12 protein-coding genes and 1 tRNA gene are annotated in these 14,590 nt (G+C 59.5%); 9 read left to right on the top strand and 4 right to left on the bottom strand.

Translation table 11 applies throughout. The features are described from left to right. Nucleotides 1-29 precede the first annotated feature (29 nt). Complete coding sequence (gene hinT, locus G5287_RS14560; protein WP_266133813.1) at nucleotides 30-380, bottom strand: purine nucleoside phosphoramidase; 351 nt, start codon at nucleotides 378-380, stop codon at nucleotides 30-32. Nucleotides 381-629: 249 nt separating this feature from the next. Between hinT and G5287_RS14555 the strand changes: the two genes are divergently transcribed. Beyond that, on the top strand, nucleotides 630-2,642 hold the full coding sequence (locus tag G5287_RS14555) for a methyl-accepting chemotaxis protein (RefSeq protein ID WP_216979043.1): 2,013 nt from the start codon (nucleotides 630-632) through the stop codon (nucleotides 2,640-2,642). A gap of 69 nt (nucleotides 2,643-2,711) precedes the next feature. Here the strand turns inward: G5287_RS14555 and G5287_RS14550 are convergent, their stop codons facing one another. Further along, on the bottom strand, nucleotides 2,712-3,587 hold the full coding sequence (locus G5287_RS14550) for a 6-pyruvoyl trahydropterin synthase family protein (protein WP_421202614.1): 876 nt from the start codon (nucleotides 3,585-3,587) through the stop codon (nucleotides 2,712-2,714). Between the two features lie 80 nt (nucleotides 3,588-3,667). Between G5287_RS14550 and G5287_RS14545 the strand changes: the two genes are divergently transcribed. The 5 genes from G5287_RS14545 to G5287_RS14525 all read left to right on the top strand — a co-directional run bounded on the left by G5287_RS14545 (nucleotide 3,668) and on the right by G5287_RS14525 (nucleotide 9,036). Next, nucleotides 3,668-5,011, top strand: coding sequence for a dihydroorotase (locus G5287_RS14545; RefSeq protein ID WP_421221499.1), 1,344 nt, complete (start codon nucleotides 3,668-3,670; stop codon nucleotides 5,009-5,011). 112 nt (nucleotides 5,012-5,123) lie between these two features. After that, nucleotides 5,124-5,200: transfer RNA gene (locus tag G5287_RS14540), tRNA-Pro, on the top strand. A gap of 216 nt (nucleotides 5,201-5,416) precedes the next feature. After that, on the top strand, nucleotides 5,417-5,848 hold the full coding sequence (locus tag G5287_RS14535) for a CC0125/CC1285 family lipoprotein (protein ID WP_421231496.1): 432 nt from the start codon (nucleotides 5,417-5,419) through the stop codon (nucleotides 5,846-5,848). Nucleotides 5,849-6,052: 204 nt separating this feature from the next. Beyond that, nucleotides 6,053-7,312 (top strand): dicarboxylate/amino acid:cation symporter, encoded by a 1,260-nt coding sequence (locus G5287_RS14530; RefSeq protein WP_421202613.1) that lies wholly within the window; start codon nucleotides 6,053-6,055, stop codon nucleotides 7,310-7,312. Between the two features lie 104 nt (nucleotides 7,313-7,416). Further along, nucleotides 7,417-9,036 (top strand): methyl-accepting chemotaxis protein, encoded by a 1,620-nt coding sequence (locus G5287_RS14525; protein ID WP_421231495.1) that lies wholly within the window; start codon nucleotides 7,417-7,419, stop codon nucleotides 9,034-9,036. A gap of 68 nt (nucleotides 9,037-9,104) precedes the next feature. Here the strand turns inward: G5287_RS14525 and G5287_RS14520 are convergent, their stop codons facing one another. Then, entirely contained in the window at nucleotides 9,105-9,707 is a 603-nt protein-coding gene (locus G5287_RS14520) for a DUF924 family protein (RefSeq protein WP_421231494.1), read from the bottom strand. Nucleotides 9,708-9,958: 251 nt separating this feature from the next. Between G5287_RS14520 and G5287_RS14515 the strand changes: the two genes are divergently transcribed. From G5287_RS14515 to G5287_RS14505, 3 genes are all read left to right on the top strand, one after another. Further along, entirely contained in the window at nucleotides 9,959-10,099 is a 141-nt protein-coding gene (locus G5287_RS14515; RefSeq protein ID WP_021231002.1) for a hypothetical protein, read from the top strand. Nucleotide 10,100: 1 nt separating this feature from the next. Beyond that, nucleotides 10,101-11,021 carry a DUF808 domain-containing protein gene (locus G5287_RS14510; protein WP_257696067.1) on the top strand — a complete coding sequence of 307 codons (921 nt, stop codon included), beginning with the start codon at nucleotides 10,101-10,103 and terminating at the stop codon, nucleotides 11,019-11,021. A gap of 123 nt (nucleotides 11,022-11,144) precedes the next feature. Continuing rightward, nucleotides 11,145-12,941 (top strand): M3 family oligoendopeptidase, encoded by a 1,797-nt coding sequence (locus tag G5287_RS14505; RefSeq protein WP_421231493.1) that lies wholly within the window; start codon nucleotides 11,145-11,147, stop codon nucleotides 12,939-12,941. 63 nt (nucleotides 12,942-13,004) lie between these two features. Here G5287_RS14505 and G5287_RS14500 read toward each other — a convergent pair whose 3' ends face one another. Then, nucleotides 13,005-14,411, bottom strand: coding sequence for a nucleobase:cation symporter-2 family protein (locus tag G5287_RS14500; RefSeq protein WP_069527695.1), 1,407 nt, complete (start codon nucleotides 14,409-14,411; stop codon nucleotides 13,005-13,007). Between the last annotated feature and the right edge of the window lie 179 nt (nucleotides 14,412-14,590).

The raw sequence follows: 14,590 nt of genomic DNA, 5'->3' as shown, positions 1-14,590 counted from the left end.
CAGGCCGGCCAGTCGAATGCTCGGGAGTATCACAGGCTGAGCAGGGGGCCCAACGGCTCGCCGCCGACCAGATGCAGGTGGATGTGGTAGACCTCCTGCCCACCGTGGCGGTTGCAGTTCATGATGAGGCGGTAGCCATCTTCGGCGATGCCCGCATCGCTTGCCAGCTTGCGGGCCACGGTGAACATCCGGCCAAGGGCCAGTTCATGTTCGGCTTCCACGTCATTGACGGTGGGGATCAGCACATTCGGGATGATCAGGATATGGGTCTTGGCCTTGGGCTGGATATCCCGGAATGCGGTGACCAGATCGTCTTGATAAAGGATGTCGGCAGGGATCTCTTTACGGATGATTTTGCTGAAAATGGTTTCTTGCGCCATGGCTAACTCCCTTATATGAAAAAGAAAATTGAACTTGCATCCCAAGCGGCTCCCGAAAGAAGGCGAGCAGCGCGTCAAGTGTGACACAAGCCGAGATTTGACACAGCTGATGTCCCATTCCCTTCAGTTATTGTTAAGAATACCGATAGCCAGAGGGACGTCATCTGCAGCGCCTGTTCAGGGGTCTGAAGGGTATCAAAAGGACGGGGTACTCAGGCAAGGGACTTTTGCATATACAGCGGGACAATAATGAAACAAACAATGTCGGATCTCTCCATCTTGCAGCGAGTCTACCTTGGCTTCGCGATCCTGGTGGCCGTGATGGTGGCCAGTTCACTACTCACATTTCGTAGTCAGAATACCCTGGGGGGAGCGCTGGAACAGGTGACCCGGCAGTCTATGCCGCTGGTGATTGCCAGCAGCCAGACCCAGATCACCCTGCTTAGTGCCAACAAGTGGCTGGGGGATGTGCTCACCGAGCAGGACCCCAAACTGCTGCCTGCCGAAGTGGCCGAACTGAAACAGGCCAAGGCCGCGGTGGGCAAGAGCCTCGATGCCTTGCGCCAGCAGGTCGCCCACCACCCCGAACTGCAAGGGGAGATGGGCACTCTGAGCCAGCAGGTCGACAGCTACCTGCAACTGACCGATACCCTGCCGGGCGAACACGAGGCGCTGCTCACCCGATTGCACAAGGTCAATCTGGCCAAGGGGCAGTTTCAGGTCAGCTTGCCCCAGTTCAAGAAGAGTCTGGGGGACATGATGATCACCATCGACGACAGCTTCATCAAGATGCTCTCCGAGACCCTGACCACCAAGCTTTCCGCTATCGAACTCTCCACCATGGATGCCCTCAACCAGAGCATTCCGGCCCCCATTGAAGCTGCGCTCAAGCGCAACAGGATGCAGATCGAGGGGTTCAACAGCACCATCAAGGATCTGCAGGGTGAGCTCAAGGATTTCGACAACAACATGGGTCACTACGTCCACGGTTTCGTGCGCGATACGACCGGTAATGAAGGTGTCCTGGCCCAGTATCTGGCGCTGATGCAACAGCAGGAGCAGATGCGGGAGAAGAGCAAGCAGGCGAGTGCGCTCATCGTGGCAATTCAGGATCGGCTTGAGCGGATCACCGATCAGAGCCAGCAACTGATGAACCAGAGCATTCAGCATGCCAAAGCCGCACAGAGCCAGAGCACCCTGACTCAGGGAGCCAGCATAGCGGTCGCCATCCTGATTGCCATGCTGGTGGCTTATACCCTAGGCAAGGCCATTCGCCGTCCGCTCAGGGAGTTGCTGCGGGTGCTGACCGAAGTAACCCAGGGCGACATGACCCAGCGCATCGGTTTTCAGAGCAAGAATGAATTTGGTCAGCTGGGCAGCCAGATCAACCTGCTGATCGCCCAGATGGGGGAGGTACTGGCGCAGCTTTCACAAGCATCGGCCCAGCTTAACGATGCCGCCCACGGCAACCGTCGCACCACCGAATCGGTGCGGGCGGATCTGGAGAAACAGCGGCAGGAGACCGCCTCGGTCGCCGCCGCCATGACCCAGATGGAGGCATCGGTGCGGGAAGTGGCGCAGGCCGCCAACCAGACTCTGGAGCGAGTGATGGATGTGGAGAAGGCCTCCGAGATGGGGCGAAAGGTGATGGCGGGCAATATCACCACCACCCATCAGCTGGCGGGCAAGTTGCAACAGACCGGCAAGGTGATTGGTGATGTGAGCGCCATGAGCAGCCAGATAGGCAACATCCTCGATGTCATTCGCGGCATTGCCGAGCAGACCAACCTGTTGGCTCTCAACGCGGCCATTGAGGCGGCGCGGGCCGGCGAGCAGGGGCGCGGATTTGCGGTGGTGGCGGATGAGGTGCGCAGTCTGGCGGGCCGCACCGCCCAGTCCACAAGCGAGATCCAGACCATGATCGAGAACCTGCAGCAGGGGGTCGCCAAGGCGGTAACCGTGATGCAGGAGTGCTCCCGCGAGATGGACAGTTGCGTCGAACAGAGCTCCCACGCCAACAACGCCATGGAGGAGGTGCAGGGGATTGTGGTGCTGATCAGCGACATGTCGAGCCAGATCGCCTCTGCCGCCGAGCAGCAGCAGGCCACCAGTGCCGACATTGCCACCAACCTCAACCGCATCTCCGATATCTCGGATCTCAACTATCAGGGGATTGAGCGGGTAGCCGAGACCAGCCAGCAGCTGGACTCCCTTGCCGAGCAGCAGGAGAGCCTGGTCAAGCGCTTCCGCCTCAGCGCCTGATGGTCGAGAGTTGAAATAACAAGGCCCCGCAGATGCGGGGCCTTGTTATTGCGGTAGTCAACGTAGGAATTACGCGTAGGCGATGGCGCCCTTGCCGACCCCTTCATAAGCGACAATCTTGACGAACTTGTCGCCCACCATCTTCTTCACTTCGCGGGCGATGTAGCAGGCCAGCAGCTCGACCGTGGTGTCGGTGTCGATCATCTCTACCTCGGCGGTGGGGATGGCCAGCTGGAACAGCCCCTGGGGCGCCATATATTTGAAGCCGGTGTGATGCTCGCCAAGCTGGGCATTGGCGCGGGGGCTCAAGGTGAGCTCGGTCAGTGCCACCTTGTCCTCTTCGGTGCCGAGGTAGATATCGCCCCAGCGTTCGGCCCAGTTGAACTCAAGCTCCTGGTCGCGCTCACCATCGACATGGATCTCGATGGGAGAGCGGTGGCCATGGGCGATGCGCTGGCAGTTGCCATCGTGCTTTTTCAGGCCGTGGCTGTAGTGGTAGAAGGCACCGGTGATCGCCTCCTGACGCAGGGTCAGAGAGAGATCCTTGATATTGCCCGGCAGCCGTTTGGCCAGTACCGCCAGCAGGTAGCGGGTCACCGACTCTTTATCAACTTGCGGAGCCGGGATAAAGGCAAAGCCCTGGGATGGGCAGCGCAGATGGATGGAGCGACCCGGGCGCAGTAGATCCACTGTGCTTTCGTCACCATCCAGTGTTTCGACGTGGATCAGCGGGCACTCGGTCGGCACCAGCAGCTTGTGGTCCACCTCTTCATCGATGATCGACTTGATCAGCTTCTTTACCCGGCCAAAGTCCAGCAGCATGCTCATTTCGTTGAGCTCACCGCTCATTTCGATATCTACCAGCCAGCTCTCGCCCACCATGCCGCGGCGTTCGCAGAGGTAGCTGGAGTCGATCACGGTCAAATCTCTTACAAATAACTTCATCAGTCAGGCCTTGCTACAGAGAAAGGGCAGTTTTGCGCTATTATGACCCGCGATTATCGGCAAAGGAACTGGAACCCCCCATGAACAAACTGCTTATCAAGAATGCCACCCTGGTCAACGAAGGCCGTATCTATGCCTCCGATGTGTTGATCGAGGGGGAACGGATTGCCCGCATCGCCCCGGATATCGAGGCGCCCGATGCGCTGGTTATCGATGCCGCAGGTCGTCATCTCATCCCCGGAATGATCGATGATCAGGTCCACTTCCGGGAGCCGGGATTGACCCACAAGGGGACCATCGCCAGCGAATCCCGGGCCGCCGTCGCCGGTGGTACCACCAGTTTCATGGAAATGCCCAACGTCAATCCCCAGACCACCACCCTCGACGCCCTCGAAGCCAAATACCAGATTGCCGCCAACTCCTCCGTCGCCAACTACAGCTTCTATCTCGGCGCCACCAACGACAACCTTGAAGAGATCAAGCGTCTCGACCCCAAGCAGTCCTGCGGGGTCAAGGTGTTTATGGGCTCCTCGACCGGCAACATGCTGGTGGACAATCAGGAGACCCTGGCGGCCATCTTCCGCGAAAGTCCGGTGATGATCGTCACCCACTGCGAAGACACACCGACCATCGCCAAGGCGGAAGAGGCGGCGCGGGCCAAGTGGGGCGAGAGTGTGCCGATGGGCGAGCACGGCCGCATTCGCAGTGACGAGGCGTGCTACAAATCCTCCAGCATGGCGGTGGCGCTGGCGAAAAAATACGGTGCCAAGCTGCACGTGCTGCATCTGACCTCGGCCAAGGAGCTGTCGCTCTTTACCGCCAGCCACGACCTGAGCGAGCTGAAGGACAAGAACATCACCGCCGAGGTGTGTGTGCACCACCTCTTCTTCAATGATGCCGATTACGAGACCCAGGGCAGCCTGATCAAGTGCAACCCTGCGGTGAAGAGTGCCGCCGACCAGCAGGCACTGCTGGATGCGGTACGCAACGACGTGCTCGACATCATCGCCACCGACCACGCGCCCCACACCTGGGAAGAGAAGCAGAACAGCTACTTCAAGGCGCCGTCTGGCGTACCGCTGGTGCAGCACTCTTTGCAGGCGCTGCTGGAGCTCTACCACAACGGCGTGTTTACCCTGGAGACTATCGTCAAGAAGACCTCCCATGCGGTGGCCGAGCGCTTCCAGGTGCAGGATCGCGGTTATATCCGCGAGGGCTACTTCGCCGATCTGGTGCTGCTGGATCTGGGCAAGCCCTATGTGGTCAACGATGACAACATCCTCTACCACTGTGGCTGGTCGCCCTTCAACGGCTACCGCTTCCACAGCACGGTGGAGATGACGCTGGTGAACGGCCAGATCGCCTGGCAAAACGGGCAGGTGACTGACCAGATCCTGGGCAAGCGGCTGACCTTTAACCGCTGATTGTTCGCAAAGCAGGCGAACGCACCGTGGCCGAGGAATTGGCGGCGTTTCCCTGTTGACAGGGCAGGGTCATCTCCATAAACTCTGCCCCCGTCAGCCGAGCTGACTCCGTCGGTGTGTAGCGCAGTCAGGTAGCGCATCTGCATGGGGTGTAGAGGGTCGGAGGTTCGAATCCTCTCACACCGACCAAATTCCCCGGTAAAGGCCTTGTCAAACGACAAGGCCTTTTCTTTTGCCTGCGATTTGCCGCACAGGCGCGAAGCCAGTGGTGATGCGTGCCGGTCGATGTTGACGTGAGTCGATTGTGCAGCCACCGCGCTTTATGGTGTAGTAACGACTCTGTTGCTCATTTGCCTGGCGAGGCCTCTCGTGTCTGCATCCGTATCTAAACCCTGTTGTCTGCTGATGCTCACCCTGCTTCTGGTGGGCTGCGCCACCCCTTATGAGAGTGAAAAGTCGTTCTGGAATGGCCAGACCGGTTTCTCCCAGACCCGGCTTGGCCCGGACAAGTGGCAGTTGGAGTTTGTCGGCAACGATCTGGTGGACAGGGAGACCGCCCGCAAATATGTGCTCAAGCGGGCAGGGGAGCTGGCACTGGCAGAGGGTTACTCCTGGCTCAAGGTCGATGAGCTGACCATTAACCGCGATGCCGTCAGGGTGACCACATCACGGCCGATCTTCGGCTTTGACGAGGATGAGCCGGATCTCTTTATGGCCCAGATGCAGGTGCAGCATACCATCTCGGCGCTGCTCACTTTTCGCCTGTTGCCACGGGCACTCGATGAGCGAACTCTGGATGCGAAATATCTCGCCGAAATCAAAATAAACAGTGATTAATATTGGTTGTTTGCAAGATCTATATCACATACACCTAATGGCAGGATAAAATTCTGGAGAAAGCCTCTAGATTTACCCCCTGCTTTTAGGCATTCTCCCAGCATACCAGCCGCCAGGAATCAACGGCTCGGATCACAAAAACGGACTGTTGTGGCTCCCATGCCACCGTTTACGGCTTGCACCAATCAAAACCGGGACTCCCCCATGAAAATGAATAAACTGACGGTCGCCATCCTCATCTCCATGATGTTTGGCATCCTCACCGGCCAGGGCTATCGCATGTTTGCCGCAGATCAGGCTGCGGATTTTGCCAATAACATCACGATCCTGACCGATATCTTCCTGCGACTGATCAAGATGATCATCGCTCCCCTGGTCTTCACCACCCTGGTGGTCGGTATCGCCAAGATGGGCGACACCCGCACCGTGGGGCGTATCGGTGCCAAGACCCTCGGCTGGTTTATGCTGGCCTCCCTGATGTCCCTGAGCCTGGGTCTGGTGATGGTGACCCTGATGCAGCCGGGTGTGGGGCTTTCGCTCTCCCTGCCCAATGACACCGCCAGCTCGGGCATTGCTGCCGGTGCCATTACCCTGAAAGATTTCGTGACCCACGCCATCCCCAAAAGCGTGGTAGAGGCAATGGCCACCAACGAGATCCTGCAGATCGTGGTCTTCTCACTCTTCTTCGGTCTGGCCGCCGCTGCGCTCGGCGATCTGGCCAAGCCGGTAGTGGTGCTGATGGCCAGCGCTGCCGAGATCATGCTGAAAGTGACCGGCTACGTGATGAACTTTGCGCCATTCGCGGTGTTTGGTGCCATCGCCGCCATGGTAGCCAAAGAGGGGCTGGGTATTCTGGTTACCTACGGCAGCTTTATGGCCCAGTTCTATATCGCGCTGGCCTGCCTCTGGCTGCTGCTGATCGCCATGGGCAGCGTCTTCCTGCGTGGTCGCGTCATCAAACTGCTGGCGATGATCCGCGAACCCATCCTGCTGGCCTTCTCGACCGCCAGCTCCGAAGCCGCCTATCCGAAGACCCTGGACCGTCTGGAGAAGTTCGGTTGTGACAAGCGCATCGCCAGCTTCGTGCTGCCGATGGGTTACTCCTTCAACCTCGACGGCTCCATGATGTACTGCACCTTCGCGGTGATGTTCATCGCCCAGGCGTATGGTATCGAGCTCTCCATGGCCCAGCAGATCACCATGCTGTTGCTGCTGATGGTCACCTCCAAGGGGATGGCCGGGGTACCGCGTGCCTCTCTGGTGGTGATTGCCGCGACCCTGAACCAGTTCCATATTCCGGAAGCGGGCATCCTGCTGCTGCTGGGGATCGACCATTTCCTCGATATGGGCCGCTCTGCCACCAACGTGCTGGGCAACGCCATCGCCGCCAGCGTGGTTGCCAAGACCGAAGACAGCTTGGGTGACACCGTCGCGCTGGGTGAGAGTGAGCCAGCCAAGGCCTGATCACAACGCTATGAAAAATAAACAACAACGGCCCGCCAATGCGGGCCGTTGTTGTTTATGGCTCGTCTACACTGCTAGATAGTTTCCATCTGGAATGTACGGTTATGAACATTGCTCGTCGACTGCAACTGATAGCGCTGCTGGTGATGCTGACACTCATTTTTCTCAGTTGGTTCAGTATTAATCGCCTTGGGGCTGGCAATCGAGACTTGAGCTATGTGACGGACAATACGGTGCCCAGTATTTCATTGATCAAGGAGGTGCAGGCGGTCTTCTATGAGCTGCACTCACGGGTGCAGAGCCATATCCTCAACACCGACAATGACAAGATGCAGCAGATAGAGACGGACATTGCCGATAAACGCAAACAGATTAATTCGTTGTTGGACAAATATAAGGCCGAGATGCTCTCCAATGACGAAGATCGCCGCCTGACCGACGATGATCAGCGCCTTATTGCGCAATATTATCAGGAGATAGACAAGGTTCTGCAGCTCTCCAGACAAAACAAGAATGATGAAGCCAGGGACATGTTGGCGGGAGAAGCCACCAGCGTGTTCCAGCAGTTTGCCAAGGCAATCGAGCTTCACGTCAACTTCAATATGGATTTGGGACTGGCGCTCAAGAAACAGGGCCAGGAGAACTACGACAACAGCCTGCAAACCCTGTTGTTTATCGCCGGTGGTGCCACCGTGCTGACGATGGGGCTGTTTGTCTGGTTGTTCAATCAGGTTGCCAATCCCCTTCGCACCGCCATGGATACCCTGACCCGGATCCAGTGTGACCTCAACTTTACCCTGAGAGCAGATGTGAAACAGCAGGATGAGATTGGCCTGACCCTCAATGCGGTCAACCGGCTGCTCGATACGCTGCTGCAGACATTTACCGAATTTTCCGTCGGCAGCTTGCAGATCAAGAGCACCGCCGAATCCCTCTCTCAAGCGGCGCAGCACCTGGCCAGCTCGGCCAGTCAGGCCAATGATGCCACCAGTCTGATCGCTGCCGGTGTGGAAGAGATGACGGTCAGCATCACAGATATCTCCCAGCGTACTCAGGAGACGAGCCGTATCACCAACGAGTCAGGGCAGCTGGCCAGCGAAGGAAGCAGAACCATAGATCGTACCGTCCACGCCATCAACGAGATTGCCGACTCCATTCGGCAGGCTTCGGCAGAGGTGAGTGCACTGGGTGAGGGCATTTCGCGCATTGGCGGTGTGGTCAGCGTGATCCGTGATGTGGCGGGGCAGACCAACTTGCTGGCCTTGAACGCGGCCATTGAAGCGGCGAGGGCCGGGGAGTCCGGCCGTGGCTTTGCGGTGGTGGCGGATGAGGTGCGCAAACTGGCAGAGCGCACAGCCCAATCCACCCAGGAGATCTCCGCCACGGTAGAGGCGATCCAGCAGGAGTCAAACAATACGGTCTCCCGGATGCATCTGGTGGAGGAGAAGGTGAGCCAGGGGGTCACCATGGCGACCGAGAGTGGCACCATTATTGCCGAAATCCGCAGTGCGTCGCACCGGGTGATGGAGCAGGTGGGCGAGATCACCAATGCCATCCGCGAGCAGAGTTCGGCCGCTGAGTCGATCGCTCATCAGGTAGAGCAGATTGCTCAGGTCGTGCAGCAGACCAGCAGCACAGCAGAGGAGACCTCTGCTGCAGCCGAGGAGCTTAATGTCACCACAGAGAGCATCCACCAGCAGATATCCCGTTACCGTATTCAGTAACGCCGATAGTTGTTATCCATCCGCTATCCCCGCCAGCCAGCTGGCGGGGATTTTTTTATATGGCTTGCTTAGAAGCCTGAGCCCGGTTGCTGCAAAAATGCCGCCTCTTCCGGTGTGCTGGTGCGACCCAGAATGTCGTTGCGGTGGGGGAAGCGGCCAAAGCGTTCGATGATCACCTGATGGCGGCGGGCAAAGTCGGCAAATCCGGCAAAGGTCGCCTGCGCCGGTGTGCCAGCTTGCTCGGCAGCCAGTGCCTCGAACAGCGCCACACTTCTGGCCTGCTGCTCTCGGGATTCGGCATGCTCCAGCGGCAGATAGAAGAAGACCCGCTCCAGTGGTGAGAGGGATTTGTCCGCCCCGATGGACAGCCCTTTCAGGCAGAGATCCCGTGCCAGCGGATCCCGGGCAAAGGCTGCAGGCGTGCCGCGATGGATATTGCGGGGCAACTGGTCGAGCAGCAGGATCAGCGCCAGCCGACCGCTGGGGAGATCGGCCCAGTGGGCGAGACTGCCCTTGGCTGCGGCCTCTGCCAGCTCGCCAAAGCGGCTGGCCAGCAGGGCATCCGTTTCGCTGCTTTTTCCCCACCAGAGCGGGGCTTGCCGTGTGGCCCGCAGGACGTCATCGGCTTCGTCGCCAAACCAGAAATCGATCAGAGGTTGCCAGGGTGGCATGGGAACTCCTTGATGTGATTCAGAGGGAACCAGGAACAAATGGCTCAGGGGTGCTGCCGAAACGGCAGCTTCTCGTTACACTGTGCCATCTTTTGCCCGAAAGACGTAACCCCCCGATGGCGAGCGCCGGATTCTTGGCTCGGCCGATGATGGCCTGCCATCGCCATGAGGTGGCCCTCTTGACCCCGGTGGTTATCGGGACGTACACCTCTCTCCCGGGGTTGTTCTCACTGATATAAGGAATCTCTGATATGGCCGGAACCAGTTTGTTGGCCCTGCTCGACGATATCGCCAGCGTGCTTGATGACGTGGCGCTGATGACCAAGGTCGTGGTGAACAAGCGCGAGACATTTTTCGGGAAGACGTTTCTCACTGATATAAGGGATCTTTGATATGGCTGGAACCAGTTTGTTGGCCCTGCTCGATGATATCGCCAGCGTGCTTGATGACGTGGCGCTGATGACCAAGATGGCGGCGAAGAAGACTGCCGGGGTGCTGGGGGACGATCTGGCCCTCAACGCGGAGCAGGTTTCCGGAGTGCGTGCCGAGCGGGAGCTGCCGGTGGTGTGGGCGGTGGCCAAGGGCTCATTTCGCAACAAGCTGATTCTGGTGCCCGCCGCCATCGCCATCAGTGCGCTGGTGCCCTGGCTTATCACGCCACTCTTGATGCTGGGAGGTGCTTACCTCTGCTTTGAGGGGGCCGAGAAGCTGGCCCACAAGTTCCTGCCTCATGAAGTGAGCGAGGGTGAGGCACATACAGCGCCCATTCCTGATGATCTGGTGGCCTTCGAGCAGCAGAAGGTAAAGGGAGCGATCCGCACCGATTTTATTCTCTCTGCCGAGATCATCGTCATCGCCCTTGGCACGGTACAGGGAGCAAGCCTCGCGCTGCAGCTCTCGGTAGTGGCGGGCATCGCCCTGCTGATGACCATCGGGGTCTACGGGTTGGTGGGGCTGATCGTCAAGCTCGATGACATCGGTCTGCATCTGCTGCAAAAGCACGATGGCAGCGCCCTGCGCCGCGCGGTGGGGCAGGGACTGCTGGTGACGGCTCCTCGTCTGATGCACCTGCTGGCACTGGTCGGCACCATCGCCATGTTTATGGTGGGCGGTGGCATTCTGGTGCATGGCTGGCCTTTTGCCCATCACCTGATTGAAGGTACAGCCGCTGTTGTCGCCACCCTGCCCACAGTGGGGGCCGTACTGGCGGCGGTGACGCCGACGCTGCTCAACGCCGTGGCCGGTGTGGTGGCGGGTCTGCTGCTGGTTGCCGTGATGACGCTGGTGAGCCGTCTTGCCCCGGCCAAGGGATAAGCGAGCTTGCGGGCCATTGTCTCTTTTTTCCTCTCTTCATTTTTTGGCCTTCGGGTTGCCCGGTCTCTGACTTGCTGCCCGCAGGTCTGCTGCGCCTCCCGATAAAGGTCTTTGCGAGAAGTTATGTATCAACAACAGTGGAATAACGACCATATCTACCCGGGCCTCGACAGCACCGAGCTGGAAGCGGACATGCGCGCAGCCCGCCACGCGCTGGAAGAGCTGGCCAGCTATATGGCGGGTCTGGACGGGGTGCGCGACGATGACGCAGCGCTGCTGGATTTCTTGCGGGAAGTGCGGCTGCGCGCCCGTGATATTCGCCATATCGGCTGGAACGTCGCCATTCTGGCCGCGTGCCGCGGCAGTCAGGATGCGCGGGATCCGCAGGCCAAACAGCTGGCGTCCCATGCCCGCGCCCTCAACGCCGATCTGTTCAAGACCCTGGCACCGGTGGAAGATCTGATGCTGGCGTTGCCGGAAGAGGAATTCGCCGCGCTGATGAGTGATCCGCTGCTCGGTGAGGAGGCGTACCGCCTGCGCCACGAGCGTCGTTTGCAGGATCAGCGCCTGCCGGTGGAGGCGGAGCAACTGGTGATCGGTCTGGGCACCGATGGCCTGCACGCCTGGGGCAACCTCTACAACGATCTGGTGGGCAAGATCCGCTTGACCATTGATGGCCGCGAGATGGGGCTGGCGGAGGCGAGCAATCTACTCTCCAGCCCGGTGCGTGCCCTGCGCCTTGAGGCGTTCGATGCCATCAGCGCCGGTTGGGAAGGGGAGCAGGAGACGGTTGCCGCTATCCTCAATGCCCTTAACGGCTGGCGGCTGGAGCTGGCCCGTCAGCGCGGCAAAACCCGTGTGCTCGATGCGCTGGATCTCTCCTGCCACCAGAGCCATATCGAGCGTGCCACCCTCGATGCCCTGATGAGCGAAACCTGGCGAGCCCGTGGGTTGGGTCAGCGGGCGCTGGAGCTGATGGCCGAGCGCCTTGGTCTCGACGATTTGGGGCCGGAGGATCTCTTTGCGCCGCCGCCTGCTTCCAGCAGCCGTGACATTCCTTTTGATGAGGCGATCGAGTTGATTGCCGATGCCTTTAGCCGATTCGATCCCGAGATGGGGGCATTTGCCCGCATGATGGCCGAGAAGGGGTGGATTGATGCGGCGCCCACGCCACATCGCCGCACCGGCGCCTACTGCACCAAGTTTGCCGAACCGGTCGAACCGCGGGTATTCGTTACCTATGCCGGCACTATGGACAATGTCATTACGCTGGCCCATGAACTGGGTCACGCTTGGCACAACTGGGTGATCCGCGATCTGCCGATGAGTCAGCGCAGTTACCCCATGACGCTGGCGGAGACCGCCTCCATCTTCGCCGAAACCCTGGTGCGCAGCGCCCTGTTCGGGCAGGCGCAAAGCCCGGAGGAGCAGCTGGCCATCACCTGGGCCGAGGCCGACGGCGCGGCCACCTTCCTGGTCAATATCCCGGCTCGCTTCGATTTCGAGCGGGCCTTGGTGGCTGAGCGGGCGCAGGGTTATGTATCCGCAGAGCGGCTCAAGGCGTTGACCGACGAGGCGTGGGGACGCTGGTATGAGGGGAGCCTGACCCGCTATCACCCGATGTTCTGGGCGGCCAAGGCGCACTTCTCCATCGCCGGGCTGGGCTTTTACAACTACCCCTATCTGTTCGGTTATCTGTTCAGCCTCGGGGTCTATCAGCAGTTGATGAGCCGCAAAGCGGCGGGGGAAGAGGGCGTGGCCGAGGCCTATCGCGCCTTGTTGCGCGATACCGGCCGGATGAGCGCCGAAGATCTGGTAGCCAAGCATCTGGGGCAGGATATCCGTGAGGCCGCCTTCTGGCAGGGGAGTCTGGCACAAGTAGCGCAGGCGATAGAACGCTTCGCACAGTTGCCTGCCTGATTGGGTCAGCGGTGATATGAACAACAGGCCCCCGGACAGTCTCGCTGTCCGGGGGCCTGTTTGTTATGCCTGCTTTTGTTGCGGTTTGATGGGACCAACGAATAGAGGACGGGTCTGGTGAGTCAGATCAGGCTGATAGCCGTTGAAGAAGAGGTTGAGCAGCACTGAACTGATGGTGGCCAACAGAATACCGCTATGAAAAAGCGGTTGTAGCTGCGCCGGAAGTTGTTGGAAAAAATTTCCGGAGACCGTCGGGATCATGCCAATTCCGAGACTGATGGCGACGATATAGAGGTTGTGACGGTTGCTGTTGTAATCGGTGCGCGCCAGGATGCGGATCCCGGTGGCCAGCACCATGCCGAACATCACGATGCCAGCGCCCCCCAGTACGAAGGGCGGGATGGAGGCGACCAGCACCGACATCTTGGGGATGAGGCCAAAGGCGAGCAGGATCCCCCCCGACATCACGCAGACCCAGCGACTCGATACCCCGGTCACGCTCACCAGACCGATATTCTGGGAGAACGAGGTGTGGGGGAAGCTGTTGAATATCCCACCAATAATGGTGCCGATGCCATCCACCCGCAGCCCGCGCACGATATCACCGCGCCTGGCCGGATGGCCGACGATGTCGCCAAGGGCCAGAAACATCCCCATCGACTCGATAAAGGTGATGAGCATGATCACCGTCAGGGTGGCGATGGAGATGGGATCGAAGGTGGGCCAGCCGAAGGCGAAGGGCACTATGGGGGCAAACCAGGCTGCCTCGCCGAGGCCATCGAGGCTCACTTCGCCCATGGCGATGGCCACCACGAAACCGAAGATGATCCCGAGCAGCACCGAGATATTGCTGAAAAAGCCCTTGGTGAAGCGGGTCACCAGCAGGATAAAGACGAGCACCAGAAAGCTGGTGCCGATGTAGCGCAGGCTGCCATATTCCGGATTACCCTTGCCCCCCGCCATCCAGTCGATCCCCACCTGCATGATGCTGATCCCGATGGAGGTGATAACCACCCCGGTGACAACGGTGGGGAAGAGTGGCATCAGCCTACCTATCAGCGGCACCAGCAGGGTCGAGATGATACCGGCGGCGATGGTGGCGCCGAAGATGCCCGTCAGCCCCAGATCCGGGTTGGCTCCGATGGCCAGCATGGGCATCACGGCGGCAAAGGTGACCGACATGATGACCGGCAGCCGGATCCCGGCAAAGCGGCCAATCCCGACACATTGCAGCAGGGTGACGATGCCGCAGCAGAAGAGATCCGAACTGATGAGGTAGGAGATTTGATCCTTGGGCAGCCCCAGACTGCCGCCAATCACCAGTGGCACCGCCACGGCGCCGGCGTACATCACCAGCACATGTTGCAGGCCCAGGGTAAAGAGTTGGCCCATGGGGAGCATGCGCTCCACTTCATCCACCGGGCGCTTGCGCGCACCCGGTCGGGGGGAGGGGGGATTGGTCTCGTTCATGAACAGATCACTCCTTGAAGCCCGCGCAACTGCTACAGGCAAGATAGTGAAAGCCGCAGCTTTCCCGGTCATTGATCTCGTGTATTGACAGAGGTGCCAGATCCCTCGGCAGTAGTGAGAGGGATCCGGTGCAGCACGGGTCAGTGCACAAAACATGCACAACGCCGCTCACGAGAGAA

This window comes from Aeromonas sp. 603079 (assembly GCF_049172135.1).
Lineage (GTDB): Bacteria > Pseudomonadota > Gammaproteobacteria > Enterobacterales > Aeromonadaceae > Aeromonas > Aeromonas veronii.
Note: the sequence above shows the minus strand (reverse complement) of the source record. Positions and strands in the feature narration are given on the sequence as shown.